Source organism: Pedobacter sp. AJM (assembly GCF_002197755.1).
Lineage (GTDB): Bacteria > Bacteroidota > Bacteroidia > Sphingobacteriales > Sphingobacteriaceae > Pedobacter.
The window spans coordinates 40,359-65,827 of sequence record NZ_NHOT01000015.1 but is presented as its reverse complement, the minus strand read 5'-3'; the positions used below and the strand labels follow the sequence as shown (position 1 = coordinate 65,827).

General features: G+C 37.9%; 28 protein-coding genes. 9 read left to right on the top strand and 19 right to left on the bottom strand.

Annotation, left to right across the window (positions count from 1 at the left end):
- Positions 1 to 320 precede the first annotated feature (320 nt).
- Genes CBW18_RS19760 through CBW18_RS19750 form a run of 3 tightly spaced genes read right to left on the bottom strand, consistent with a single transcriptional unit; the run spans position 321 to position 2,751 of the window.
- Positions 321 to 680, bottom strand: coding sequence for a CoA-binding protein (locus CBW18_RS19760; protein WP_088303090.1), 360 nt, complete (start codon positions 678 to 680; stop codon positions 321 to 323).
- 31 nt (positions 681 to 711) lie between these two features.
- Positions 712 to 1,176 carry a DinB family protein gene (locus CBW18_RS19755; protein ID WP_088303089.1) on the bottom strand — a complete coding sequence of 155 codons (465 nt, stop codon included), beginning with the start codon at positions 1,174 to 1,176 and terminating at the stop codon, positions 712 to 714.
- A gap of 33 nt (positions 1,177 to 1,209) precedes the next feature.
- Positions 1,210 to 2,751 (bottom strand): NAD(P)/FAD-dependent oxidoreductase, encoded by a 1,542-nt coding sequence (locus CBW18_RS19750; RefSeq protein ID WP_088303098.1) that lies wholly within the window; start codon positions 2,749 to 2,751, stop codon positions 1,210 to 1,212.
- Between the two features lie 408 nt (positions 2,752 to 3,159).
- Between CBW18_RS19750 and CBW18_RS19745 the strand changes: the two genes are divergently transcribed.
- The 5 genes from CBW18_RS19745 (at position 3,160) to CBW18_RS19725 (ending at position 6,140) form a co-directional block, all read left to right on the top strand.
- On the top strand, positions 3,160 to 3,741 hold the full coding sequence (locus CBW18_RS19745; protein ID WP_088303097.1) for a LemA family protein: 582 nt from the start codon (positions 3,160 to 3,162) through the stop codon (positions 3,739 to 3,741).
- Positions 3,742 to 3,823: 82 nt separating this feature from the next.
- Entirely contained in the window at positions 3,824 to 4,267 is a 444-nt protein-coding gene (locus CBW18_RS19740) for a TPM domain-containing protein (protein ID WP_088303088.1), read from the top strand.
- Positions 4,268 to 4,270: 3 nt separating this feature from the next.
- Positions 4,271 to 5,059: a YgcG family protein gene (locus tag CBW18_RS19735; protein WP_088303087.1), complete on the top strand. Its 789-nt coding sequence runs from the start codon at positions 4,271 to 4,273 to the stop codon at positions 5,057 to 5,059.
- A gap of 110 nt (positions 5,060 to 5,169) precedes the next feature.
- Positions 5,170 to 5,556, top strand: coding sequence for a hypothetical protein (locus CBW18_RS19730; RefSeq protein ID WP_088303086.1), 387 nt, complete (start codon positions 5,170 to 5,172; stop codon positions 5,554 to 5,556).
- Between the two features lie 23 nt (positions 5,557 to 5,579).
- The gene (locus CBW18_RS19725) at positions 5,580 to 6,140 is read left to right on the top strand and encodes an NUDIX hydrolase (protein ID WP_088303085.1); all 561 of its coding nucleotides are present in this window, start codon (positions 5,580 to 5,582) and stop codon (positions 6,138 to 6,140) included.
- Positions 6,141 to 6,292: 152 nt separating this feature from the next.
- Here the strand turns inward: CBW18_RS19725 and dnaA are convergent, their stop codons facing one another.
- The 3 genes from dnaA to CBW18_RS19710 form a co-directional block, all read right to left on the bottom strand.
- Positions 6,293 to 7,723 carry a chromosomal replication initiator protein DnaA gene (dnaA, locus tag CBW18_RS19720; protein ID WP_088303084.1) on the bottom strand — a complete coding sequence of 477 codons (1,431 nt, stop codon included), beginning with the start codon at positions 7,721 to 7,723 and terminating at the stop codon, positions 6,293 to 6,295.
- Positions 7,724 to 8,209: 486 nt separating this feature from the next.
- Positions 8,210 to 9,751, bottom strand: a complete 1,542-nt coding sequence (locus tag CBW18_RS19715; protein WP_088303083.1) for a methylmalonyl-CoA mutase — start codon at positions 9,749 to 9,751, stop codon at positions 8,210 to 8,212.
- 251 nt (positions 9,752 to 10,002) lie between these two features.
- Positions 10,003 to 10,533 (bottom strand): hypothetical protein, encoded by a 531-nt coding sequence (locus CBW18_RS19710; protein WP_088303082.1) that lies wholly within the window; start codon positions 10,531 to 10,533, stop codon positions 10,003 to 10,005.
- 93 nt (positions 10,534 to 10,626) lie between these two features.
- Between CBW18_RS19710 and CBW18_RS19705 the strand changes: the two genes are divergently transcribed.
- Positions 10,627 to 10,980 (top strand): iron-sulfur cluster assembly accessory protein, encoded by a 354-nt coding sequence (locus CBW18_RS19705; RefSeq protein WP_088303081.1) that lies wholly within the window; start codon positions 10,627 to 10,629, stop codon positions 10,978 to 10,980.
- Between the two features lie 150 nt (positions 10,981 to 11,130).
- Complete coding sequence (locus tag CBW18_RS19700) at positions 11,131 to 12,360, top strand: ABC transporter permease (RefSeq protein ID WP_088303080.1); 1,230 nt, start codon at positions 11,131 to 11,133, stop codon at positions 12,358 to 12,360.
- A 20-nt stretch (positions 12,361 to 12,380) separates the two neighbouring features.
- Here CBW18_RS19700 and CBW18_RS19695 read toward each other — a convergent pair whose 3' ends face one another.
- The 5 genes from CBW18_RS19695 to CBW18_RS19675 are packed head-to-tail and all read right to left on the bottom strand — an operon-like array spanning position 12,381 to position 17,009.
- Complete coding sequence (locus CBW18_RS19695) at positions 12,381 to 13,118, bottom strand: tyrosine-protein phosphatase (RefSeq protein WP_088303079.1); 738 nt, start codon at positions 13,116 to 13,118, stop codon at positions 12,381 to 12,383.
- 7 nt (positions 13,119 to 13,125) lie between these two features.
- On the bottom strand, positions 13,126 to 13,683 hold the full coding sequence (locus CBW18_RS19690; protein ID WP_088303078.1) for a hypothetical protein: 558 nt from the start codon (positions 13,681 to 13,683) through the stop codon (positions 13,126 to 13,128).
- Positions 13,684 to 14,706, bottom strand: a complete 1,023-nt coding sequence (gene galE, locus CBW18_RS19685; RefSeq protein WP_088303077.1) for a UDP-glucose 4-epimerase GalE — start codon at positions 14,704 to 14,706, stop codon at positions 13,684 to 13,686.
- Between the two features lies 1 nt (position 14,707).
- Complete coding sequence (locus CBW18_RS19680; RefSeq protein WP_088303076.1) at positions 14,708 to 15,697, bottom strand: UDP-glucuronic acid decarboxylase family protein; 990 nt, start codon at positions 15,695 to 15,697, stop codon at positions 14,708 to 14,710.
- 1 nt (position 15,698) lies between these two features.
- A complete protein-coding gene (locus CBW18_RS19675) occupies positions 15,699 to 17,009 on the bottom strand; it encodes a UDP-glucose/GDP-mannose dehydrogenase family protein (protein WP_088303075.1) in 1,311 nt (436 codons plus the stop codon).
- A gap of 35 nt (positions 17,010 to 17,044) precedes the next feature.
- Between CBW18_RS19675 and CBW18_RS19670 the strand changes: the two genes are divergently transcribed.
- Positions 17,045 to 18,307 carry a 3-deoxy-D-manno-octulosonic acid transferase gene (locus tag CBW18_RS19670; RefSeq protein WP_371566997.1) on the top strand — a complete coding sequence of 421 codons (1,263 nt, stop codon included), beginning with the start codon at positions 17,045 to 17,047 and terminating at the stop codon, positions 18,305 to 18,307.
- Here CBW18_RS19670 and CBW18_RS19665 read toward each other — a convergent pair.
- The 8 genes from CBW18_RS19665 to CBW18_RS19630 all read right to left on the bottom strand — a co-directional run bounded on the left by CBW18_RS19665 (position 18,297) and on the right by CBW18_RS19630 (position 24,611).
- Positions 18,297 to 18,803, bottom strand: a complete 507-nt coding sequence (locus CBW18_RS19665; RefSeq protein WP_088303073.1) for a gluconokinase — start codon at positions 18,801 to 18,803, stop codon at positions 18,297 to 18,299. The two genes, CBW18_RS19670 and CBW18_RS19665, sit on opposite strands and share 11 nt — an antisense overlap.
- Positions 18,804 to 18,812: 9 nt before the next feature.
- The gene (hemH, locus tag CBW18_RS19660) at positions 18,813 to 19,823 is read right to left on the bottom strand and encodes a ferrochelatase (RefSeq protein ID WP_088303072.1); all 1,011 of its coding nucleotides are present in this window, start codon (positions 19,821 to 19,823) and stop codon (positions 18,813 to 18,815) included.
- Between the two features lie 177 nt (positions 19,824 to 20,000).
- Positions 20,001 to 20,675 carry a fatty acid desaturase gene (locus CBW18_RS19655; RefSeq protein ID WP_216359275.1) on the bottom strand — a complete coding sequence of 225 codons (675 nt, stop codon included), beginning with the start codon at positions 20,673 to 20,675 and terminating at the stop codon, positions 20,001 to 20,003.
- A gap of 72 nt (positions 20,676 to 20,747) precedes the next feature.
- The gene (locus tag CBW18_RS19650) at positions 20,748 to 21,596 is read right to left on the bottom strand and encodes a 4-hydroxy-3-methylbut-2-enyl diphosphate reductase (RefSeq protein ID WP_088303070.1); all 849 of its coding nucleotides are present in this window, start codon (positions 21,594 to 21,596) and stop codon (positions 20,748 to 20,750) included.
- A gap of 12 nt (positions 21,597 to 21,608) precedes the next feature.
- A complete protein-coding gene (locus CBW18_RS19645; protein WP_088303069.1) occupies positions 21,609 to 22,283 on the bottom strand; it encodes a carotenoid biosynthesis protein in 675 nt (224 codons plus the stop codon).
- A complete protein-coding gene (locus CBW18_RS19640; protein ID WP_088303068.1) occupies positions 22,253 to 23,350 on the bottom strand; it encodes a glycosyltransferase family 2 protein in 1,098 nt (365 codons plus the stop codon). The genes CBW18_RS19645 and CBW18_RS19640 overlap by 31 nt, the downstream gene beginning before the upstream one ends.
- Complete coding sequence (locus CBW18_RS19635) at positions 23,347 to 23,970, bottom strand: 1-acyl-sn-glycerol-3-phosphate acyltransferase (RefSeq protein WP_088303067.1); 624 nt, start codon at positions 23,968 to 23,970, stop codon at positions 23,347 to 23,349. Before CBW18_RS19635 ends, CBW18_RS19640 begins: the two co-directional genes overlap by 4 nt.
- Positions 23,971 to 24,104: 134 nt before the next feature.
- Positions 24,105 to 24,611, bottom strand: a complete 507-nt coding sequence (locus CBW18_RS19630; protein ID WP_088303066.1) for a phosphoribosyltransferase family protein — start codon at positions 24,609 to 24,611, stop codon at positions 24,105 to 24,107.
- A 127-nt stretch (positions 24,612 to 24,738) separates the two neighbouring features.
- Between CBW18_RS19630 and CBW18_RS19625 the strand changes: the two genes are divergently transcribed.
- Complete coding sequence (locus CBW18_RS19625) at positions 24,739 to 25,443, top strand: head GIN domain-containing protein (protein ID WP_088303065.1); 705 nt, start codon at positions 24,739 to 24,741, stop codon at positions 25,441 to 25,443.
- Positions 25,444 to 25,469 lie beyond the last annotated feature (26 nt).

Sequence of the window (25,469 nt, the reverse complement as noted above, 5' to 3'; positions counted from 1 at the left end):
CTGTAAATCATCCATAAAAAATTAAAATAAATAAAACATTTTTAAATCAGGAGTGTTTGCAGGGGCGGTTTTCAGGAAAAAGACCGGATCAAGTTATGTTTAACCATATAGGCATAGAGAACATAGAGGCGATAATGGTGATTTTATTTTGGGCGTGGGGAGGCTGAAAGATTAATCGCTAGTTTAGCAAAGTGTTAGATAAAAAACTATGACATGCCTTATTATTTAAAACATGTAACTATTGAATTATGATTCAGGATTAGCTTACCACTAATAACAGACCAGTCGTATTAGGTAGAAACTAATCCCTATCAATATATTTAATATTGTCCGGTACTTAGCATAACTAAGGTACAGGCTTCTAATGGTTCGATTCCGTGCTGATCAAGCAACTTTTCCAATTCATAATTTTCTGTACCCGGATTAAAAATCACCCGCTTTGGTTTAGTTTCTAATATGTAATCATGGTACTGCGGCTGTAAGGCAGGGCCAATATATAGTGTTATTGTATCAACATCATGATGAATTTTACCTGGCTGCTCAATGGTTACACCGGCAACTTCACCTTTTTTAATACCAACATTCACAATTTCATGATTAAAACGCGTTAACATATGCGCTGCTTTATAAGCATATCTTGTTGGATCAGGAGATGCACCTATTATTAATGTCTTTTTCATTTGAATTAAAATTTAACTAAATAATGCAGGGTTAAAACTTGGAAAGCAATGCAATTTGCCCAGCATGATAAGCATGATGTTGTACCAGACCATTTAAAAGTTCCATAAAAGTGATACTTGTACCAACTACACTAAGTTCTTCTTTAGAAGAATCATTCCAGTCTTCATCCATTATATTCCCGATATGGCGAATAAGTTCTTCGTTTGCAGTTTTAAAATTAAAGATGATTCTTTCCCAGGCCTGAGGTGTTTTTTCTACAGGAACCGGCCAATCACCTATAGCAGGTTCAGCATCAGGATTTCCCATTAAACGAGAAGTAACTTCCTCCGTCCAGGCAGTTAAGTGTAATGCAATTTCTGCGATGGAATGTGCGTTAGGGATAAAATATTGAAAAGCTTTTCCCGGATCAACATTATTCAAAGTTTGCATGACATGGTTGCCGTGCCAGGAATCGCCATTAAATGCTTTTTGAACTTCTTTTATAATACTAAACATAACAGAAGAACAATCTGGTTATTATAAAGTTTGTTATCGGGTAGCCAAGATTGCATTTGCGCAATTAATTCCGTCGATAGCAGCACTCACAATTCCACCTGCATAGCCCGCTCCTTCCGCACAGGGATACAATCCTTTTATTTGAGGATGCTGATAGCTTTCTTTGTCACGCGGAATACGAACAGGTGATGATGTTCTGCTTTCTACACCAACCAAAATCGCCTCGTTTGTGTAGTAGCCTTTAATTTTCTTCCCAAACAATGGAAGCGCACCTTTTAAACTTTTAGATACGAATTCTGGTAAAATATTATCAAGCATAACACTTTTTGTGCCCGGGAGGTAAGAATTTTTAGGTAAATCGATAGAAAGTTTATTGTTTACAAAATCTACCATCCGCTGTGCTGGCGCAACTAAGTTTCCTCCACCAGCCTCAAAAGCAATTTTTTCAATTTCAGATTGAAAATTCAACATTCTTAAAGGATCATAACCCAGCACATCATCTAAAGTAACCTGAACCACTGTGCCGGAGTTGGCAAATGGATTATTCCGTTTAGATGGCGACCAGCCATTCACGACAATTTCATTTTCACCTGTTGCGCAGGGTGCGATAATCCCCCCCGGACACATACAAAATGAAAATACACCACGCGCCCCAACCTGCTCAACCAGGCTATAATAAGCCGGAGGAAGAAATTCAGATCGTGTATCGCAGTGATATTGAGCAGCATCAATGATTTCCTGTGGATGCTCAATTCTAACCCCAAGGGCAAAAGGCTTTGCCTCGATGCGGATATTTTTTCTGTTCAATAATTCATATATATCCCTGGCAGAATGACCGGTAGCCAGAATAAGGTCATCAGCGAATAATTTTTCTTCAAAATTAATTTCTATGCCTTTAACTTTCCCAAATTCGATCAATAAGTCCGTCATTTGACTATCAAACATCACTTCCCCCCCTGCATTCAGGATGGTTTCTCTGATGGCTGTAATAATATGCGGTAATTTATTGGTGCCGATATGCGGGCGGGCATCAATTAAAATGTCTTTTTCTGCACCATGATCTACAAATGCCTGAAGTACTTTATTAATATCACCACGTTTGTTAGATCGTGTATAAAGTTTACCGTCAGAATAGGTTCCGGCTCCACCTTCTCCATAACAATAATTAGATTCCGTATTAACTACACCCTGTTTATTAATGGCGGCTAAATCTCGGCGGCGTTGTTTAACATCTTTTCCGCGCTCGATGATAATGGGCTTTAATCCATTTTCGATGCATTGCAAAGCAGCAAATAATCCTGCCGGCCCCGCACCAACAATGATAACAGGTTTTGCATCCTTAACGTTTGGGTAATGAATGGCCTTGATTTCTGGCTGAGGCATTTCGTCAACAAAAACGCTAACCAACACCCGGAAAATCACCTTTCGTGATCTGGCGTCTATTGAGCGTTTTAAAATATCATATGCCTTAATGCGATCTTCAGATACTTTTAACGTTTCGGAAAGCTTGGTTTTGATCGTTTCGGATTGCGTTACCTCATGTGGCAGCAATGTAATTTCGATATCTTTTTGCATGTAAACAGTCAGGTTTTTATCCTGAATTAGCACAAAGATAAATAGAAAATTCAGTATTTAAGCAAAGGTATAAATTGGCCATCTAAATATACAGCTCATCCCAAAATCATATCGTGATGAACGTTGATGATATTAAAAACCATTATTGATTCTTATAAAATTCAGGGCGCTTCAATTTAATTTCACTGATGGCCATTATTGGTTTTAAATAAAAATCTTCCGTCGAATTATTCTGGACAACTTCTTTTCTTTTATTTGCCAAATATTCCTGTTTAGAATTGCAAATAATCCATGCTTTATATACAACTTGTCATGTTTTCACTTAAATTGTAACAAAGGAACGGATTTTGTGATCTCATTCGTAAATTGAAAAATAATCAGTTGACAACAAAAGATAAAACTATAAAAATGAAAAAATTAGTATTTGGAATTTTAGCTGCTGTCATTGCAGTTACCACTTTAAGTTCATGCGGATATAACAGCATGGTTAAGCTTGATGAAAATGTAAAATCAAAATGGGGAACCGTACAAACGCAATACCAGAGAAGGGCAGATTTAATTCCAAATCTAGTGAGCACAGTTAAGGGCGCAGCTAAGTTTGAACAGGGAACATTAACTGCAGTGACAGAGGCGCGCGCAAAAGCCACACAAATGACAGTGAATGCGGATGATTTAACGCCAGAAAACATTCAGAAATATCAGGCCGCACAAGGGCAATTAAGCCAGGCCTTAGGTAAATTATTATCGATTACAGAGGCCTATCCTGAATTAAGAGCAACACAGCAATTCAGTGATTTATCTGCTCAGCTGGAAAGCACTGAAAACAGAATTACTGTTGCCAGAAAAGATTTTAACGATGCGGTACAAGAATATAACGGAAAAATCAGGTCATTCCCTACAAATTTAACTTCAGGAATGTTTGGCTTTAAACCCAAAGGATATTTTGAAGCAGATGCCACTGCAAAAAATGCACCTAAAGTAGAATTTTAAAATCAGACTAAAATATTTCAGGGTAGTGTGTGTTTAATTCCTAAATACATACTACCCTTTTTACTTCAATTAAAACAGAATCATGTCGTTATTTTCAGATATTGAACAAGATAAAATAGCTCAGGCCATTTCAGATGCAGAGAAAGCAACCTCGGGTGAATTAAGAATTGCCATTGATAAACACTGTGAAGGTGATCCTTATGAAAAAGCCACAGCGTATTTTGCTAAACTAAACATGGATAAAACATCTCTAAGAAATGGTGTTTTAATTTATCTTGCCCATGCCGATCATAAATTTGCCATTATTGGTGATTCGGGAATTAACAAAGTTGTACCTGAAGATTTCTGGGAAACCACCAAGATCGCCATGACAGCTCACTTTGCTAAAGGTAATCTCGCCGATGGAATTATTGCAGGAGTGGCATTGGCTGGAGAAAAGCTAGCCTTGTTTTTTCCTCCTCAAAAAGGAGACATTAACGAATTGCCTAATGATATTGTATTTATGGATAAACCCGAAAACAAATAAGCAATGAAAAAATTATTCCTTTTATCGTTATGCTGTTGCTTATTCACATTTGGTTTTGCACAAAATTTTCCGGAGAAACCCAATACCCTGGTGAATGATTATGCCAATGTACTATCTGCCGATCAAAAACAGGCATTGGAAACAAAGCTTGTCACTTTCAATGATTCTTCTTCCACACAAATTGCGGTTGCTATTTTAAAATCTATTGGCGATTATGATATCAATGAGTATGCTGTAGAATTAGGCCGAAAATGGGGTGTAGGTCAACAAGGTAAAAATAATGGCATCATGATCGTTGTGGCCGTTGGAGACAGAAAAATTTCGATCCAGACGGGGTATGGAGTGGAAGGTGCACTACCGGATATTTATGCCAAACGTATTATAGATAATGACATCAAGCCAAATTTTAAAGCCGGAAACTATTATGCCGGACTAGATGCGGGTACAACATCGATTATTAAATATACCAGAGGAGAATATAAAAATGATAGCCCTAAAGCTTCATCGTCAAAAAAAGGAGGTGCGGGAAGTATCTTTATCGTGATCTTCATCGTGGTTATTATCATCATCATCATGCGCAAAGGCGGTGGTGGTGGCGGAAGTGTCATTGGCGGACGTGGTGCGTCGAATGCATTATTCTGGGGAATGCTTTTTGGAAGTGCTGGCGGCAGAGGTGGAAACAGTGGCTGGGGCAGCAGCGGCGGTTTTGGCGGAGGATCTTCCGGTGGTGGTGGATTTGGTGGTTTTGGAGGAGGAAGTTTCGGCGGAGGCGGATCCAGCGGAAGCTGGTAGACTTTAGACTTTAGACTTTAGACTTTAGACTTTAGACTTTAGACTTTATGTTGGAATGTTCCATGCTTTTGATGTTACAAAGGCATTTTAAATAAAAACAAGAACCTACCATGTACAGGAAAGACTTAATCACAGCAGAAATTCAGAAACTTGCTGAGGTTTTAGCTAAAATAATGGGCTTAAAACTGGAAGGCAAATTAAAAGATGCTGAAGAGCTGTTCAATGAAACAATGGAGAACGGCTTTACTTTACCAGTCGATATATTGGAAAGTGAAGACAGGACTACTTTTGAAAACTGGTTACATAAATGCAATTTACCTGCTGAGAAATTAGATTCTTTAAGTGAGTTTCTTTACTATGAACTGGGAATCAGTACCGAAAGGAATCAGGTTATTGCGCCCAAACTGAATTTGGTTTATCAGTATTTAGCAGATGAGCATAAGATTGTACATTTGGTGAATTTACATCGCCAGAAAACGATACAGCAATATATCTGATATACCATTTTGAATAACGATTTATGACCAGGATTGAAAAGTGGCAAAAACTTGCCTCTAAATATTTAGTGAGAGAGAAGTGGGCTACATTACGGGTAGATGAAGTGCAGTTGCCAAACGGAACGGTTAAAGATGACTATTTTGTTTTAGAATATCCCGATTGGGCTACTGCCATCGCTTTAACAAATGAAGGAAAAATGATTATGGTGCGTCAATATCGTCATGGCGCAGACATTGTATCGCTTGAAGTTCCGGGTGGTGTAATTGATGGCGACGAGGGTCCGGAGGCAGGAGTTAAAAGAGAGTTGATGGAGGAAACAGGATACACTTTTAAAACCTGTAAACTTATTGCTGAACTTTATCCTAATCCGGCTACGGCAAATAATAGAACCTTTACTTATTTGCTTACTGGCGGAATTAAAACACATGAACAACATCTGGATGAGCATGAAATCCTGAATGTAGAAGAGTATACTATAGATGAAGTGAAACAACTGCTGAAGGAGAATAGAATTGCCCAGTGTATTCACGTTGCAGCATTACATTATGGTTTAGCTGAAATTGAAAGCATGCTTCAAGATTAGTTTTACATGATGCCACCTGACATACGAATAAAAGCGAATTCAACCGACTAAATATTAAAAATAAAAGTCCTGATTTGAGTTTCAAATCAGGACTTTTATTTTGATGGAACCACGCAAAAACCAACGTTTTAAACTTCTGCCTTAAACCGCGCTTAGCTCATTTTCAATTTCTTTTGAATATCGTGTACATAAGCTTTAAATTTCTTATCTGTATCGATTAAATCCTCAACAGTTTGACAAGCATAGATTACGGTACTGTGATCACGACCACCGAAGAAAGCACCTATGGTTTTCAATGAAGATTTGGTATGACTTTTAGACAGATACATCGAAATTTGACGTGCCTGTACAATTTCGCGTTTACGGGTTTGAGATTTTACCATATCAACCGGAACTTCAAAATACTCACACACCAACTTCTGAATATACTCCATCGAAATTTCTTTCGTAGTATTTTTAATAAAATTCTTTAACATCTGCTTAGCTAACGCTAAATCGATCTCTTTCTTATTTAAAGTAGCCTGTGCCAGTAAGGAAACCATCGCTCCTTCCAGCTCACGAACATTATTATCAATATTGTGTGCTACGTATTCTACTACTTCACCTGGCAACTCAATACCATCTGCATACATTTTCTTTCTTAAGATCGCAATACGCGTCTCCAGATCAGGGATTTGTAAATCGGCAGATAAGCCCCATTTAAAACGACTTAATAAACGTTCTTCCAAACCTGCCAAATCCTTAGGTGCTTTATCAGATGTTAAGATAACCTGTTTACCTGATTGGTGCAGATGGTTGAAAATATGGAAGAAAATATCCTGAGTTTTTTCTTTACCGGCAAAGTTATGCACATCATCCATGATGATCACATCCATCGCCTGGTAAAAGTTAACAAAATCATTAATCGTATTATTTTTTAATGAGTCTACAAACTGCTGGCAGAATTTTTCACAGCTTACATAAATGACCAGTTTATCTGGCATGCTGCGTTTTATTTCATTACCAATTGCCTGTGCCAAGTGCGTTTTACCTAAACCTACGCCGCCATAAATCATTAACGGGTTAAATGAAGTCCCTCCGGGTTTAGCAGCTACAGCGTAACCAGCAGATCGTGCCAAACGGTTGCAATCTCCTTCTATATAATTTTCAAAAGTGTAATTAGCGTTTAATTGTGGATCAACATTTAATTTTTTTAATCCAGGGATAATAAAAGGATTTTTAATGTCCTTGTTAATTGAAACCGGAATGGGCATTGACTGCACTTTAGCTTCTGCACCATTTCCATTTGAGGGCATATTTGTAGTATAAGGATTACCACTGTTTGATGATTTATCAACAACGATATTATATTCCAGTCTGCCGTCTTCTCCAAGTTGTTTTTTTACTGTCTTACGCAGCAAGCCTACGTAGTGTTCTTCAAGCCATTCATAAAAGAATAAACTTGGCACTTGTATGGTTAAAACCTTACCTTCTAATCTAAGGGCTGTTATAGGCTCGAACCAAGTTTTGAAACTTTGGGTCGGGATGTTATCCTTAATAATTTGAAGACAGTTCTTCCACACTTCAGTACAAGTTTTTTCCATTGCAATTTATATAATTTGTTGATTTCCAGTACCAATTTGACTATACCAGATGGTCCGTTTCGGGATTACGAATATTGAGAAAATTATCAACATTTTAAACAAAAATCTGAAATAAATCGTAACCTACTGACAGGTAATACCGTAGCATAGTTAACCTCAATTTTTTATGTTGATAACTATTTACTAACATGCTTTATCCACATTTCGCTTTAAATGAACATTATATTTTCTTTGCGAAATATTGATTTCAGACGAGCAAATTCCAAGCCATTTTATTTTCAGTTATGCGATGATTTGTAGTTTTTATCTTTCACAAAATTCAATGTACTGATAATTAATGCACTAAGTTAGGCCGAATAAAAGCAAGGGGCATTTACCTAAGATCTACTGAACTTTAAGCAATGTGTTTTTTCCAATACAAGGACGGTATGGAGCATTTTGGAATCCATAATTTGAATAGTTATTGCTAAAATATCTGCAGTCGTATTACCTGTACTCACCAAAAGTTTTGCGCATGACATCGGCAATTTCTCCGAGAGTGGCATACTTTTCTACTGCATCAATAATCAGCGGCATCAGATTGGCATCCCCGTTTGCGCCATCCTCTAATAACCTTAATGCCTGCTCAACAGCCATACGGTTGCGAACGTTTTTTAAATGACTCAGCTTATCTGCCTGGAGTTTTCTAATGGACTCATCAATTTTAAATACTTCTGTGAATTCTTCCTCAGGTTGGGTAAACTTATTTACCCCAACAGAAATCCTTTCACCAGTTTCAATTTCTTTTTGATATTCATAAGCCGCGTGAGCAATTTCATTTTGCATATAATCACTTTCAATGGCAGGAACTGATCCACCCATGGCATCAATTTTATCAATATATCTCCAGGCTGCTGCTTCTATTTCATCGGTTAAATTTTCTACAAAAAAAGAACCAGCCAATGGGTCTACCGTATCAGTTACACCACTTTCAAAACCTATAATTTGCTGTGTACGTAGGGCTATTTTCGCCGCAGCCTCTGTTGGTAAAGAAAGGGCCTCATCATAACCATTGGTATGCAGGGATTGTGTACCGCCTAAAACAGCTGCCATGGCCTGATTGGTTACCCGGATAACATTGTTAAGTGGCTGCTGTGCTGTTAAAGTAGAACCACCGGTTTGGGTATGAAAACGCAGCATCTGCGCCTTTTCATCTGTAGCACCAAGCCCCTTTGTAATTTTTGCCCACATCCTTCTGGCTGCCCTGAATTTAGCGATTTCCTCGAAAAAATTATTGTGACAATTAAAGAAAAACGACAGACGCTTTGCAAAAACATTAATATCCAAGCCTTTATCAATAGCAGATTTCAGATAAGTTTTTCCATTCGCCAATGTAAAGGCAAGCTCCTGCACCGCATTAGAACCCGCCTCACGGATGTGGTAGCCTGAAATGGATATGGTATTCCATTTTGGAACCTCCTGACTACAGAATTCAAAAATATCAGTAATTAAACGCATAGATTGCTTCGGCGGATAAATATAGGTCCCTCTGGCAGCATATTCTTTCAGTATATCGTTCTGAATGGTACCGGATATCTGCTTTAGATCAGCACCTTGTTTCTTTGCCAGTGCAATGTACATGGCCAATAAAATGGAAGCCGTTGCATTAATCGTCATGGAGGTGGTGATATCTTTTAACTGTATGCCATCAAAAAGGATCTCCATATCTTTTAATGAATCAATGGCCACACCAACCTTCCCTACTTCACCGTCAGCCATTTCATGATCAGAATCGTATCCAATCTGGGTAGGGAGATCGAAAGCAACAGATAAGCCTGTGGTTCCCTGCGCCAGCAAATAATGATACCTTTTATTAGATTCTTCAGCAGTGGAAAAACCGGCATATTGACGCATGGTCCATAGTCGCCCGCGATACATATCCTTCTGAATACCCCTGGTAAAAGGAAATTCACCAGGCTTTTCTTCCATAGGCTTAGCTGAAAGGTATAATTCTTTAATCTCGATTCCGGAAGTTGTGGTATGTTTCATAGCGGGAGGTTGAAAAGGTGGTTAGTTGAACAACAGTTCAGATCTATTGATGTGTTTGATTTGCATTGAATATCCTTAAAATATCTCCTTAATTAACTTTGCTTAAAACAAATGCCAACCATTTTCTCTTTATATTGACTAACAGGCTGATTATTCAGCTATAAAAACCATCTCTAATACCTGATGAGGGTAAATGCTGAATATTCAATTGCCATGCATCTTCCCAACTAATCATCTCCACAGTTTTACAGCTAAAACAATCTTTGTATATCTTTTTTAATCAATTCAATCGTTAAATCATAAGGATTCTCCTCAATACTTGCCATGTGCGTTAAAATTGCTTTGCTTAATTCTATTCCGTTTGCATCTGCCGGCAAACCACTAACAGCATTATTAATCATCCCAATGGTATCATCCTTTAATTTACGCACGACATTCCAGGTAACACTATCCACGTACAATTGTTGTGTAATATTATGTTGATACTCAGATTTCACTTCATTTAGTATGCCTGCCTGAAGTGTCGAAATGCCAATCCCTTGTTGATGTAAACGCACCAATAGGTTAGCCGGATTGATACGATCAGTAAAAATAATTAATCGCTCATGTGCCTGCAAACGCAAAGGCAAAAGATGTGCCCTGCTTTCTTTATTTAGTTCTATATCCTTTAAGTTGAAAAAACGTTGTATATCACTTTTTAAAATGTAATACACAGCCATCAGGGCAGTAAAAATGCCGGCAAATAGGATCACTACGTTTGATAAAATCTGTTGGGTATTCATAGGTATTGTTTAATTACGGTAATTTTAACGAACCGCTGAAAGCAAAAATGTGCATTATTATTTATATTTGTAACAGATAAAATTTAAATAGATATGAGCACAACAGTTGATACCACATTTGCACCGGTTACTTTCTCTGAGGGAGCCTCTAAAGAACTATATAAATTGAAAGATCAGCAGGAAATTGGCGAAGATTATGGTTTGCGTGTAGGCGTTGAAGGTGGTGGGTGCGCCGGAATGAACTATGTTTTAGGCTTCGACCAGAAAAAAGAGGGAGACCAGGAGTTTTTTATTGACGGCATTAAAGTTTTCATGAACAAAGCCCATCAAATGTACTTAATGGGCATGATGATCGACTGGCAGGATGGGTTAAACTCACGTGGCTTTACCTTTGTAAATCCTAATGCTACCAGTACCTGTGGTTGCGGCACAAGCTTCTCTGCATAAAAAAAATATTATTGTAACATAAAGTATAGTCCCCTTGTCTAAACATCGGGACTTTTTTTATTTTTACAACAGGGGTTTAAGGTAATTGGTATAGGGTTTAAGGCTTTAATGCCAATCTTGATACCCGATACACTACCCTATACTACAATAATGAATTACAGAGAAAACATCAGACTGGCATTAGAATCCATTAAGGGTAATCGTTTGCGTACCATGCTTACCGCCTTGATAATTGCGATCGGATTAATGGCCCTGGTTGGAATCCTCACCACACTTGATGCTGTAAAAAAAAGCATGACAGATGCCTTTAGCAGTATGGGTGCAAACTCATTTACCATCAGAAACCGGGGTACAGGGATCAGAATTGGGAATGGAAAAAGACCCAAACCTTTCAAATCAATCAGATATGAAGATGCCATTAAATTTAAAGATAGCTTAAACGCTCCGGCAACGGTTGCAGTAAGTGTGGTTGCAAGTAGTGGTTCTACCATTAAATACGGTAACCTGAAAACCAACCCCAATATCAATATACAAGGTATTGATGAAAATGGTCTCGCATCCCAGGGATTAAATCTTTCTGAAGGGAGAAACTTCGGTGCCTCAGAAGTAAAAATGGGAGGTAATGTTTGCATTGTAGGTGGCGAAGTAGTGACCAGGCTTTTTAAAGATACTGACCCCATGGATAAGCTTATTAATGTGGGCAATAACCGTTTTAAAATTATTGGAGTATTGGAGAAAAAAGGATCCAGTATGGGTTTTAGCGGAGACAGGGCTGTTTATGTACCCTTACTTAAAGCGAAGCAAATTAATGCAAATGCCAATCCATCATATACGATTACGGTAATGGTATCAGATAATAACCACCAGGAAAATGTGATCGGAGAATCTACCGCGCTATTCAGAAATATCAGGAAAGTAAAAATTAACGAAACCAATAACTTCGAAATTACAAAAAGCGATGCCATTGCGCAGACACTCTTTGAAAACCTGGCTTTTGTTGCTGTTGGTGGCATCGCAATCGGAATTATTACCCTTATTGGTGCCTCAATCGGATTAATGAATATCATGCTGGTTTCAGTAACTGAACGCACGAGAGAAATCGGAATCCGGAAGGCCATTGGTGCTAACCCTAAAGTTATACGCCGTCAGTTTTTAATTGAAGCGGTAGTAATTTGTTTAATGGGTGGAGCTTTGGGAATATTTTTAGGCATTATTCTGGGCAATATTATTTCATTGGCCATGGGCGGGGCATTTCTGATCCCCTGGACATTTATTATCGGCGGTTTTGTATTGTGTGTAGGCGTAGGAATTCTTTCGGGGTATTATCCGGCAAAGAAAGCCTCCCGTTTAGATCCCGTAGAAGCCTTGAGGTACGAGTAAAAGAAAAAGACTAAACAGGTTCAAATCATTACATTATTTAGCTGGTGCTGACTGAGCAATCTTTGCATTAAAGGGGTATTTAAACTTTGCTCGAGTGCTGCTGCGTGTTTCAGATGATGCATATCGCTGCCAATAAAATCCACCAGGTGATTCTCTACCATTTCTTCTGCAGCTTTTTTTGCTCCTGATCCATAATAACCGGTTAAAGCAATAGAATTCATCTGTAACTGACAACCTGTTTCTCTAATTTGATGTAAGCTTTCAATTGAATGATTGAAATACGGATAGCGCTCCGGGTGTGCCAATACGGGTTGATACCCTGCATCCTGAATAATTTTGATAAAACTAAACAGATTTGGTGGCGCATTGATGTATGAAAGCTCAAAAAGCAGGTATTCCTTTCCAAATGTTAACACTTCCTTCTGTTTAACTTTCTTTTCCAGTGTCTCATCCAGGTAGTATTCTGCCGCTGCATCTACTTCGAGATTGAGCTGAACATCACTAAGGCCTTTTCTTAAAATATCAAGACCACGGTTAATGGTATCGGGCGTATTTCTGAAATAATCAGCCATAATGTGAGGCGTAGCAATTAGTTTTCTGAACCCGAGTGCCTTGAAACGTTTAGCTAATAAAATAGCATCGTGCAAAGTTTGTGCGCCGTCATCTATCCCTGGAATAATATGCGAATGCATATCCACACCAATAGTGGAGAAATTAAATTCAGGCACTATTTTCTTTTTCTTGAATAATCCAAACATCACCGTATTAATTTATTTCTTTGGGAAGATTTGATGCCTCAGCTGATGACGCTAATTTGGAGGAATAGATCTTATGCAGTAAGTTATTTAAGTTTTCACTCAGATCAAACTGCAAATCCTCATGCAATTTTTTAAATTTATTGATGGTTACTGCAACCGTTTTTAAATAAAATGCAGAAAACAAAATCATGTAATCCCGATAGCCAAGTGTTGATTTTCGATACTCGAAAGGTACGAGGTTTAAAATAAAAATTTTCAGTTCAACTTCTCCAATCGGATCTTTAGTAACCTTATAAAAATGATTTACCGTAGTAATCATCTTCCTTACTTTAACCAAAGCTTCTTTAGCATTCAGCTTTTTTAATTCGGCCACCTGTTCTTCTACATCACCCTTAATTTTTTCTTTCCGGTGTTCCAGATCTGATTCATCTTCCAGTAATTTATAATGAAGATGTTCGGTAAGCACTTTGTCTTTTGCAATTAAACGCAACAACAGCCGGTCTTTTTCCTTCACAGGCAGATCTGTTATTGCGTTCTTTAAATCTTTGTGCGCCGATAATTTCATTTAAAAAGGGTTTGCCTTAATATATTTTTCCCACTCCCAGGCAGAGCGCATCATTTCGTTGATATCCAGTTCAGCTTTCCACCCCAGTTCTTTATGCGATTTGGTAACATCACCATAAACCTGGACAACATCACCAGCCCTCCTCGGGCCAAGGTTATAATTTAATTTCTCTCCGTTAACCGTTTCGAAGGCTGAAATAATTTCCAAAACGGAAGATCCTTTACCCGTTCCAATATTGAAAACGTCATAATTGGAAGAAGTTTCTTTCTTTTCCAGTTTTTTAATTGCCGCTACATGCGCTTTTGCCAGATCTACCACGTGGATATAATCACGGATAGCAGAACCATCAGGAGTGTCGTAATCATCACCATAAACCGTAATCGGTCCGCGCTTACCAATGGCTGATTGTGTAATAAAGGGCACTAAATTAGCCGGAACACCGTTTGGCAATTCGCCTATCAAAGCGGTTTCATGTGCACCTACCGGGTTAAAATAACGCAATGCAATAACATTCAATTCAGGCGTTACGGCTGCAGTTTCAGCTAAAATTTCTTCTGCCACTTGCTTGGTGTTGCCATATGGCGACTCTGCCTTTTTTACCGGAGCGGCCTCCGTAACCGGTAGGCTATCAGGCTGTCCATAAACGGTACAGGAAGAAGAAAACACAAAATCAATCTTCCTGTTAAATGACGTAAGCAGGTTGATTAAGCCATAAAAATTATTCTTATAATATTTTAAAGGTTGCTCAACAGATTCACCAACCGCTTTTGATGCAGCGAAGTGAATAATCCCTGTGATATCTGAATGGGTTGCTGCAAATTCCTTTACCGCATTTTCATCCTGAAGGTCGATTTCATTAAAATCAAACCACTTGCCTGTAATGGCATGTAGCAGGGTTAAAATTTTAATATGCGAGTTTGATAAGTTATCGACAATAACAACTTCGTATCCTGCATTGTGTAATTCTACAACGGTGTGAGAACCTATATATCCAGTTCCACCGGTAACTAATATTTTTGACATCTTAACGGTTAAATGTAGTAAAATCTTTATGATCAATTTTCTCTAAGGCTTCTGCCGGCAATGATTTGAAATATTCATAAGTAATTCTCAAACCTTCTGCACGACCTACCTTCGGCTCCCATCCTAAAATTTCCCGGGCCTTGGTAATATCCGGCCGCCTTTGCTTGGGATCATCCTGAGGAAGCTCCCTGTAAACTATTTTTTGTGAGGTATTGGTAAGCTTGATAATTTCTTCGCAGAATTGTTTAATGGTGATTTCATCCGGGTTACCAATATTCACCGGCTGCGCGTATTCACTCATCAGTAAACGATAAATACCTTCAATTAAATCGTCTACATAGCAGAATGAACGGGTTTGCGTACCATCACCAAAAACAGTTAAATCTTCTCCTCTTAAAGCCTGACCAATAAATGCAGGTAAAACACGACCATCGTTTAGGCGCATTCTTGGCCCATAAGTGTTAAAAATTCTGACAATTCTGGTTTCTACACCATGAAAAGTATGATACGCCATAGTAATGGCCTCCTGGAAACGTTTCGCTTCATCATACACGCCACGAGGGCCAACCGGATTTACATTTCCCCAATATTCTTCTGGCTGAGGATTAACACTTGGATCTCCATATACTTCAGAAGTTGAAGCAATTAACATTCTTGCCCCTTTATTTCTGGCCAGACCCAATAAGTTATGCGTACCTAATGAACCAACTTTTAAGGTTTGTATCGGGATTTTAAGATAATCTATCGGACTCGCAGGTGAAGCGAAATGAAGAATATAATCAAGTTTTCCGGGAACGTGTACAAATTTGGAAACATCATGATTGTAAAATTCAAAGTTTTCCAGTTTGAAAAGGTGCTCAATGTTGGCCAGATCACCTGTAATCAGATTATCCATGCCAATAACATGGTAATGCTCTTTCACAAAACGATCACAGAGATGAGAGCCTAAAAATCCGGCTGCACCTGTAATTAAAATTCTTTTCTGACTCATCTTAATCTATCAATTTTCTGCCTATACTGTTATAATAGTAACCAAGATCGATCATTTTTTGTAAATCATACAAATTCCGACCGTCGAAGATTACTTTATTTTTTAAGACTTTATCTATTTTTTCAAAATCCGGATTCCGGAATACCGACCATTCTGTAGCGATTAGCAATGCATCAGCATTTTCTAAAGCCTCATATTGGTTTTTGGCATATTTTACCAGATCGCCAATAACACCTTTTACGTTTTCCATCGCTTCAGGATCAAATACCGTAACGGTTGCACCATTTTCAATTAAAGCATTGATGATATATAAAGCCGGCGCTTCGCGGATATCATCTGTTTCAGGCTTAAATGCCAATCCCCAAAGGGCAAAATGCTTTCCTTTAATATCGTTTTTATAATATTTCAGTACCTTATCTACCAGGATGGTTTTTTGCCTTTCGTTTACTTCCATAACTGATTTCAAAATCTGGAAATCATAAGCATAATTATCAGAAGATTTCACTAAAGCCTGAACATCTTTGGGAAAACAAGAGCCACCATAGCCTACGCCAGGAAAAAGAAAACGTTTACCGATCCGCTCGTCTGATCCAATCCCCTTCCTCACTGCATCCACATCGGCACCCACCAATTCACAAAGGTTTGCCACCTCATTCATAAAGGTAATTTTGGTAGCCAGGAATGAATTTGCTGCATATTTTGTTAATTCAGAAGAACGCTCATCCATAAATAGAATCGGGTTTCCCTGACGAACATAGGGGCCATAAAGTTCAGCCATTAATTTTTTAGCCTTTTCACTTTTAGTACCCAAAACCACACGATCGGGTTTCATGAAATCATCAACAGCTACACCTTCCCTTAAAAACTCCGGGTTGGAAACCACATCAACCTCAATGGAAGTATTGGCCTGAAAAACAGCTTTAACCTGATCAGCTGTACCTACCGGAACGGTAGATTTATTTACGATAACTTTATATTCTGTAATCAGTTTGGAAATATCTTTTGCTGCACCCAAGATATAGGAAAGGTCAGCCGCCCCGTCCCCACCCGGAGGCGTAGGCAAAGCCATGAAGATAATTTGTGCATCTTTCACGGCATCAGCAAGAATAGTGGTAAAGGTTAACCTCCCCTGCTCTATATTTCTATGAAACAACAGGTCCAGTCCAGGCTCATAAATGGGCACTTCTCCATCCTGCATTTTTTTTACTTTACTTTCATTTATATCTACACAGATCACATCATTTCCTGTTTCTGCTAAACATGTTCCAGTAACCAAACCAACGTATCCGGTACCAATAACGGCTATTTTCATATATTCTTAAGCTTTTTAAATATATTCGTTTTATCTTGCCACGAAGATATGAAATTACACTTATGCTTTTGCTTTACACCATCGGAATTCAGATTTACTCAATAATAATCAGAATATTTTCACACTTTAATGCGAAGGCTAAACTGTTTATTCACGGGCGTAAAAGTGTTTATCAACAAATCGCAGGGCGAATAGATAACAGTCAGAAACACATCTGGTTTCATTTTGCATCTTTAGGAGAGTTTGAGCAGGGAAGAACGGTACTGGAAAAATTAAAAGAAAAATATCCCACAAAAAAAATTGTGGTCACGTTTTTTTCGCCATCAGGATATGAAATCAGAAAAAATTATGCCCTGGCTGATGTTTTTTACCTCCCAATCGATACCAGAGGGAATGCAAAAAAATTTCTGGATGCGATTAACCCCGAGATGGCCATTTTCACGAAATATGAATTCTGGCATTTTTATTTTAAGGAGCTTCATCGCAGAGGCATTCCGCTGTATGTAATTTCTGGAATCTTCAGACCAGGACAGGCATTTTTTAAATGGTATGGTGGCTTCTATCGGAAAATTCTTTCGGCAGTTACTTATTTCTTTGTTCAAAATAAAGAAAGTGAGGATTTACTAAAATTAATAGGGATAAATAATGTAACTATTAGTGGCGATACACGTTTCGACCGGGTTTTTGAAAATGCTCAAACACCGAAAAAATTAGATTTAATTGAAGCATTTATCGGAGATTCGCCAACGCTGATATGTGGAAGTACCTGGCCTGAAGATGAAAAATTATTATCCGTTTTACCAGAAAGCTATCCCCATTGGAAATTCATCATCGCACCGCATGAAATTCATGCCAGCCATATCGAAAGTATAGAAAAACAGTTTCCGGTTGGTAGTGTACGGTTTTCAGTTTTGAGTGCTCAGCTGAATATTGGCCAATCTAAAATCTCAGATCTCCAATCTCAAATCTTAATCATCGATAATATCGGCATGCTGTCTGCACTTTATCAATATGGAAAAGTAGCTTATATTGGTGGTGGTTTCGGTGCTGGCATTCACAACACTTTAGAAGCCGTTGCCTTTGGCTTGCCTGTAATTTTTGGTCCTAAGTATGATAAATTTCAGGAAGCGAAGGATTTAATTGCTATAGAAGCGGCTAAAAGCATTAGCACCGCTGATGAACTAATCATTGCTTTTGATGATTTTAAAGAGAATACCAATGCTGCGATGGCTGCACAGCAATATGTAGCAGGTAAAAAGGGTGCAACAGATCAGATCATTTCAATGATTACGAAATGATTTCTGCTTTTGCGATTTCATCAACAATCCTTGGAATTTCCTGATCTATCGAAACAACAAAAACATCTTTTTCATCATTTTCAGGTTCTTCTAAAGTATTAAACTGACTTTCCAATAAACTGGAAGGCATATATTGATGTGATCTTTTTGAAATTCTTTCGTGTATTAATTCAAAGCTACCTTTCAGGTATACGAAACAAATTGAATCATTGTCTTTTCTTAACAAATCACGATACGCTCTTTTAAGCGCAGAGCAGGCAATAATGCAATTTGTTCCCGCTGCGACATGCTTATGCCCTACCTGAGCAATTAATTCAAGCCAATCTTGCCTGTCGGCATCAGTAAGGGGAATACCCGCAGCCATTTTATCTACATTTCTTTGTGCGTGCAGGTTATCACCATCTATGAATTCAGCATTAATTACTGGCGCCAATGCTTTACCGATCACTGTTTTTCCACTCCCGGAAACGCCCATTAAAATTATAAATTTCGCCATTTCAGAAAGTTATTTTATCATACCTGCCAATGCTTCAATAAACACCGGACTATCATTTAAGCTTTCTACCAATTGTACGTGTTCGCCACCTAATGCCCTGAATTCTTCATGATATTCAACGGTTATTTCATAAAGTGTTTCCAAACAATCGGCAACAAATGCCGGACTGAAAACCAATAATCGCTTTTTACCTTCTGCAGCCAGTTTTTTCAATACATCGGTGGTATACGGTTGTACCCAGGGTTCTTTTCCTAACCGCGACTGAAAGCAAACCGTATACTGATCTCTCCTTAAGTTTAATTCCTTCGCAATTAATCGTGCTGTATCATGTCCTTGTGCAGAGTAACAAAATTTATTGGTATCGTTTAACATCTGGCAGCAATCAGCTGTTTTTAAACAGTAGCTTCCGGTGTGATCACATTTTAAAAGCTGGCGTTCCGGTAATCCATGAAAACTAAAAAGCACATGATCAAAATCTTCAATGTTATGCTTTCTGGCATTTTCGGCAAATACCTGAATCATCAATTCATTATCATGGAAAGAATTTACAAAAGAAATAGGTGGTACTGTTTGCCATTTACTCACCAGTTCCATCACCAACTGCATGACCGAGCCCGAACTTGCAGAAGCATATTGCGGGAACATCGGAATGACCTGAATACTTTCAACCAGGCCCGCTTTTAAGTTGGCCAATGCCGATGCGATTGACGGGCTTTGATAACGCATCGCCAGTTCTACATGATATTCACCTCCCAATCTTTCCTGCAGCATCTGCGCCTGTAAACGGCTATAATAAAGCAATGGAGAGCCATTTTCATTCCAGATTTCTTTATACAATTTAGCCGTTTTAGGACTTCGGAAGGGAACAATAATTCCTTTTACCAATAATGTTCTGTTCAATTTAGGAATATCAATTACCCGCTCATCCATCAAAAACTGATCAAGATATTTTCTAACGTCAGGTGTTGCCGGACTATCAGGTGTTCCTAAATTTACAAGTAAAATTCCCTTTTTGCTCATTGATAAAAATATGTTTTGTGGTGCAAATATCGCGTTTTAATTGTTTTATGCCTATTGTTAAAATGTGATGCCCGACACTTTTTGGTCAAGAAAAAGTAGTATTTAATAAATGCGGTGAATCTTAAAGATTGAATAGTTAAGATTTTCGAAAAGGCATTGAGATACAAAATGAAATATTTATCCTTTTGTTTTATACAATTGCCACCAAGGTGTAGCTGGCTTTTGATGATGTTCTAAATGATATCCAAAAAAATAACAGGTAAAAAAAGCAAGTAGATGATTTTTTTGGAGTGTTGAGGAGTGATATTCATTTTCATGATCTCCCTTATGTGGTTGGTAAGTGCCGAAATAAAATAATTGAAAAGTACTAAGCAGTGATGGTAAAACCCAGAAAAGCAATAAGTTTTGCTGTTTAAACCAAATCTGTAAAACATTAAAAGCTGCAGCCATAATGATGAGTTGAATAACTGTTACATAATTAAGCATAAACCGAAAATACCATTTCCAGAAACCATGAGGCGCAAAGTCAGGATCATCCGTTGTATGCACGTGGCGATGGTGTTTATGGTGTTTGGTATATAAACGATTATAGAAAAAGCCTGCGTAGAGGAATACGGAAAGGTAACCAATGAAATTATTGACTGTTTTATTTGGCGAGATGGTGCCGTGCATGGCATCATGAGCCGTAATAAACAGGCCGGTATAGAGATGCATTTGAACGAAAATCATCAGGTAAACCAGTGGATTACTCCAGGCGAAGTTCCAATGCAAAAGGAAGAATAGAGAGGTGAACCATAAAGCAATCACTGCTATCGCAATCAGAACACCAACATACGCATGATTCTTTTTCAAATGAATGATATTAAATGTTTATAATGTACAACATAAACAGTTAATGCAGCTAAAAGTTATACGGAGAGGATTTTAGTATTGTTCCAGCTGGGCCTTTACTTTCTCCATCAGCCACATTGGTGTGGAAGTAGCACCACAGATTCCAACCTTATCATTTTCTGCGAACCAGCTTAAATCTAATTCTTCGATATTCGAAATGAAGTGAGATTGATCATTGAATTTTTTACATACATCGTAAAGCACTTTTCCGTTGGATGATTTCTTGCCTGAAACAAAAATGATCTTATCATAATGGCTCACAAAGTTTTCCAGCTCCTGATACCGGTTAGATACCTGTCTGCAAATGGTATCATTCGCTTTTACCTCATAACCGCGACTCAATAGCTCATCTTTGATGTGGTAAAACTTATCTGTGCTTTTGGTGGTTTGGCTGTATAACGTAAATTTTGAGGGAAGTTCAACATGATCAAGTTCGGCCAGGTCCTGAAAAACGATGGCTTTACCATCTGTTTGCCCTTGCAAGCCAATCACTTCTGCATGGCCATGTTTACCAAAAATCAAAATCTGCTCATCATCATCATGAGAATTTTTGATTCTATTCTGAAGTTTTAGCACCACCGGACATGAGGCATCGATCAGTGTAAGGTTGTTTTCAAGGGCCAGCTGATAAGTTGATGGTGCTTCGCCATGCGCCCTGATTAAAACTTTCTCGTTTCTTAAGCCTTGTAAAACCTCATGATCAATGATTTTTAATCCCCGTTTGGTTAAGCGTTCAACCTCTTCATCATTATGAACAATATCGCCAAGGCAATATAAATAACCTTCGTTATCTAAAATATCTTCGGCCATTTCGATAGCGTAAACCACACCGAAGCAAAAACCTGATGATTTATCTATATTGACTTGTAGGTTATAACTCATTGCACTACAAAATTAAGCAAAAATATTTGTTCTGGTTGTCATGTATAAGACAACAAAAAAGATTAACTGTGCGGTAAACATTGCGGTACCTATATATTTTTGCTGCTTAAGGTCCAGCGCATAATAAAATTTCAATAAAATAACAGATACAATAAACCAGGCCATATAATTTTGCATGGGTATCTCATGCCAATCCCAGTGCCAGTAATCAAATTTCATGGCTACTGGCTCCATAAAAAAATCAAAAGTGATGAGCATAAATGCGCCGATTAGTGACGCTAAAATGCTATTTCGAATTTTGAAACTTTTCATCATTTGGCCTATACTAAATATCAAAATCACCCAGTTTATACCCATTAACACTGGAACGGCAGCAATTTTATAGCCCAAAGTACTACCATAATAATAACTTCCAAAAATTTTGCCTGTATGTACGCCCAATACTTCAACCAACCAGCCACACAAAAAAACACCGCAGACAAATAACGACAGACGTTTCACATTGCCACTATAAGTAAAAACGATAATGGCAAACATCAGCAATAAATGAAAAGGCACCATCTTTATAAAGTAGGGTTGCGTAGCCGGAATCAAAAAGCCAACCAGCCCTACCAAATGAAATATAGCGATCACGCCAACTGCAATCTTTTTAATCCTTAAATCGCTTTGATCGGTCTGCCCTTCCATGTGCCTGTTTTAAATATATGTTGTATGATGGATAAAAATGAAATCATTAAGAAGAAAAACATCTGAAACGGATGCAGTATCAAATTGATAAAAACATGCTGTCCTGATAAATAGGAAATCATTATTCTGCTTAAAAAAATTAATGTCAATGGTAATACAAGTAAAGAGATATTAAAGTTTAATAATAAAACCAAAGGTCCTACAGTAACCAAAAGCTGGTAAAATAATAAGATAATCACATTATTACCAAAACCTGCCAGTAAATTTTTACTGAAGCCATTTAAACTTTCATTCAGGTTTTTGTACATCCGGCAGTATATCAAGCCATTGCCCAATAAAGCTTCTCCATTAAATTTTTCCAGTTTTACGGCTTTCATAATCTCTACATCTTCTACCACTTTGTTTCTAACCCTTTCGTGCCACTGATTTTTCCTATAATGATCCGCTTTAAAAAACATACACTGTCCGCTTGCCGCCGAAAATGCCGGATTTCCGGAAAATTTCACCAGCCTCAGAGGTAACAGATTTAATAAAATAAAATGCATTAACGGAACCGTAAGCCATTCACCTGCAGATTTCATGACCTGATTGGTAAATATACTGATCAGGGCCAGGTTGCCCACCTTCATCCGGTTAATCAGGCTATTGATAAAACCACTTTTAATTGCTTCATCAGCATCCAAAAAAAGCAGGTATTCCCCTTTTGCCAATGCTGCGAGCTGATGGCAGGCATAGTTCTTTCCCAGCCAGCCTTTAGGAAGTTCATCTCCCCGCACAATCCGGAATTGTGGGTTTTCTAAGGAAAAAGCATCAACCAGCTCAAATGTTTTATCATCACTGTTGTCATCCAGCACAATCACTTCAAAATTTTTATAGTCCTGGCTTTTAATCGATTCCAGTAGCGGAATAATATCCTCTTCCTCATTACGTGCCGGAATCAGGATAGAAACAAAATCATTATAATGTTTTATCACCCTTGGCAACTTAGGGTTGGAAAGAAAGTTAAAAACGGTTACTGAAAACCGGATCACCATAAAAATTAAAACAGCATAGATAAAAATGGTCATTCGGTAAGTTGTGTTTGTTTAACAGCCGACTGATCATAATGTTTATTGTAGGCGCTTTTTAGCAACTGCAAGCTCATGTATTCTTCACTTTCCCATCGTTGCAGGTAAGTTTGCGCGGTTGGTTTCCGATTGGAAAAATAATCTATAAATGTTGCTGCAAAAATGATATTGAATCTTTTCTGACAGGATTTGATCACTTGCATGACTCCTTTTTCGAAAGTGATATTTTTTAAATGATTAGAATGTAACTTACCCTGAGGGAAGATAAGCACCAGATTATTTTTATCCTCTAATAATTTAGCTGCATAATTCAGCATTCCCAGAACATCTTTTCCACTGCTTTCTGCAGCAAATGCCCCGAGATACTTTAAGAAGCCAACTTGGTTATAATTTTCTGCATTAACCAAAACATGGAACTGCTTTTTAAATAATTTCTTATTGATATGAAAAATGAAAAAACCATCCCACCAGCTGAAATGATTGGCCAGAATTAAAATGGAGGCATCGTCATCAGGCTGAAGATTATTGTATTTAAAGCCCGCAAAATCTTTCTTTAAAATAAATGAAATGTACCACGAAAAAAAGCGATAAATGAAAGTATTTTTTCGTGGAAGGTACATGCCGGGAAATTGCAAAAAAATGAGGTAAATTGCAAATTTAGCCTGTTGATAGGTGAAAATTAAAGCAATATGAAGTTAATTACTCATCAAAATATAGCTTTATAGAGGTTAGCTTCATTACTTACTACATGATACTAACTCAAATAAACACGGTCTTCCTCACCGTCTACATCCATAATTACATCCACATGCTCTTTTAACACGGTAGCCAGTTCTAAACCAACGAAATCAGTTGCAACAGGAAAAATCTTGTGGCTTCGATCAACCAGAACAACAGTACGAATTTTTTTATGCGGCGTATTTAAGAAAACACCTAATCCGTATGCCAGGGTTTTTCCACTGTTTAACACATCATCCACAATGATAATGACCTTATTTTTCCATTGACTTTCATCCAGATCGGTAGTGGCAATAAGTTTACTGCTTTCTTTCTGAAGATCGATGCGCAAAAGGGTTAGCTTAAAACCCGAAATCTTTTTCAGCACCTTTTCCAAACGAACAGCTAATTTGTAGCCACGGTCCCAAATACCTGCAAGCACCACCTCTTTCTCATTTAAGTTATCTTCCAGAATCTGATACGCGATTCGATCGATCTTCTGCTGAATCTGTTTCTTATTTAGTATGAGGATTTGTGATGTCATTTTATAAAAGGATTGAATACAAAAAGAACAATTTTAAGGATGATATTCAAACTATTTCAAAAATAATTTCTTCAGTCTGCAACGTTTTTATTCTATGTGCGTCTAATGACTAACCAAAAACAAATTTATGAAAAACCTGATCAGAGTATCTACCATCTTATTTTTTGCATTTTCTGCTACTGTAGCCGTGGCGCAGGAAAGTAAAAACTTCCCGGTTAAAAATTATAACAGTATTGGCGTAAGCAGTGGAATTGATTTATACCTCACTCAGGGAAATACCGAAAGTGTGGTGATTAAATCCGATGGTAAAACCCTGGAAGACATTATAGTGGAGCAGCGTGGAGATAAAATCGCCATCAAATTTAAAGACGGCATCAGCTGGAGTGGCATGTTTAAAAACCGTGTAATCAAGGCTTATGTAAGCTATAAAACATTAAACGAAATTGCTGCTTCCGGCGGATCGGATGTATTTACACAGAATCCAATTAAAACAAACAGCCTGGCCATCAGGGCATCTGGCGGATCAGATTTAAAATTAAATTTGATCAGTACTGACCTTACCATTCAATCCAGTGGCGGCAGTGATATCAACCTTAAAGGCAAAGCAACAAACATGAGCATTCAATCCAGTGGCGGCAGCGATATTGACGCTTTCGAATTGATCACTGATTATGCAAAAGTACAGGCATCCGGAGGCGCTGATGTTGCTATTTATGTAAATAAGGGATTGGAAGCGGCTGCAAGTGGTGGCGGCGATGTAAGCTTCAAAGGAAATGCAGCGTTGAATAAAACTTCCAGCTCAAAAAGCGGAGATGTTCATCATGTTAATTAAGAACTTTAGTTTAGTTAATGATAAAT

Coding starts and splice junctions, on each gene's coding strand:
- CBW18_RS19760 (WP_088303090.1), bottom strand. CDS start 680: ATGAAAAAGACATTAATAATAGGTGCATCTCCTGATCCAACAAGATAT.
- CBW18_RS19755 (WP_088303089.1), bottom strand. CDS start 1,176: ATGTTTAGTATTATAAAAGAAGTTCAAAAAGCATTTAATGGCGATTCC.
- CBW18_RS19750 (WP_088303098.1), bottom strand. CDS start 2,751: ATGCAAAAAGATATCGAAATTACATTGCTGCCACATGAGGTAACGCAA.
- CBW18_RS19745 (WP_088303097.1), top strand. CDS start 3,160: ATGAAAAAATTAGTATTTGGAATTTTAGCTGCTGTCATTGCAGTTACC.
- CBW18_RS19740 (WP_088303088.1), top strand. CDS start 3,824: ATGTCGTTATTTTCAGATATTGAACAAGATAAAATAGCTCAGGCCATT.
- CBW18_RS19735 (WP_088303087.1), top strand. CDS start 4,271: ATGAAAAAATTATTCCTTTTATCGTTATGCTGTTGCTTATTCACATTT.
- CBW18_RS19730 (WP_088303086.1), top strand. CDS start 5,170: ATGTACAGGAAAGACTTAATCACAGCAGAAATTCAGAAACTTGCTGAG.
- CBW18_RS19725 (WP_088303085.1), top strand. CDS start 5,580: ATGACCAGGATTGAAAAGTGGCAAAAACTTGCCTCTAAATATTTAGTG.
- dnaA (WP_088303084.1), bottom strand. CDS start 7,723: ATGGAAAAAACTTGTACTGAAGTGTGGAAGAACTGTCTTCAAATTATT.
- CBW18_RS19715 (WP_088303083.1), bottom strand. CDS start 9,751: ATGAAACATACCACAACTTCCGGAATCGAGATTAAAGAATTATACCTT.
- CBW18_RS19710 (WP_088303082.1), bottom strand. CDS start 10,533: ATGAATACCCAACAGATTTTATCAAACGTAGTGATCCTATTTGCCGGC.
- CBW18_RS19705 (WP_088303081.1), top strand. CDS start 10,627: ATGAGCACAACAGTTGATACCACATTTGCACCGGTTACTTTCTCTGAG.
- CBW18_RS19700 (WP_088303080.1), top strand. CDS start 11,131: ATGAATTACAGAGAAAACATCAGACTGGCATTAGAATCCATTAAGGGT.
- CBW18_RS19695 (WP_088303079.1), bottom strand. CDS start 13,118: ATGTTTGGATTATTCAAGAAAAAGAAAATAGTGCCTGAATTTAATTTC.
- CBW18_RS19690 (WP_088303078.1), bottom strand. CDS start 13,683: ATGAAATTATCGGCGCACAAAGATTTAAAGAACGCAATAACAGATCTG.
- galE (WP_088303077.1), bottom strand. CDS start 14,706: ATGTCAAAAATATTAGTTACCGGTGGAACTGGATATATAGGTTCTCAC.
- CBW18_RS19680 (WP_088303076.1), bottom strand. CDS start 15,697: ATGAGTCAGAAAAGAATTTTAATTACAGGTGCAGCCGGATTTTTAGGC.
- CBW18_RS19675 (WP_088303075.1), bottom strand. CDS start 17,009: ATGAAAATAGCCGTTATTGGTACCGGATACGTTGGTTTGGTTACTGGA.
- CBW18_RS19665 (WP_088303073.1), bottom strand. CDS start 18,803: ATGGCGAAATTTATAATTTTAATGGGCGTTTCCGGGAGTGGAAAAACA.
- hemH (WP_088303072.1), bottom strand. CDS start 19,823: ATGAGCAAAAAGGGAATTTTACTTGTAAATTTAGGAACACCTGATAGT.
- CBW18_RS19650 (WP_088303070.1), bottom strand. CDS start 21,596: ATGAGTTATAACCTACAAGTCAATATAGATAAATCATCAGGTTTTTGC.
- CBW18_RS19645 (WP_088303069.1), bottom strand. CDS start 22,283: ATGGAAGGGCAGACCGATCAAAGCGATTTAAGGATTAAAAAGATTGCA.
- CBW18_RS19640 (WP_088303068.1), bottom strand. CDS start 23,350: ATGACCATTTTTATCTATGCTGTTTTAATTTTTATGGTGATCCGGTTT.
- CBW18_RS19635 (WP_088303067.1), bottom strand. CDS start 23,970: ATGTACCTTCCACGAAAAAATACTTTCATTTATCGCTTTTTTTCGTGG.
- CBW18_RS19630 (WP_088303066.1), bottom strand. CDS start 24,611: ATGACATCACAAATCCTCATACTAAATAAGAAACAGATTCAGCAGAAG.
- CBW18_RS19625 (WP_088303065.1), top strand. CDS start 24,739: ATGAAAAACCTGATCAGAGTATCTACCATCTTATTTTTTGCATTTTCT.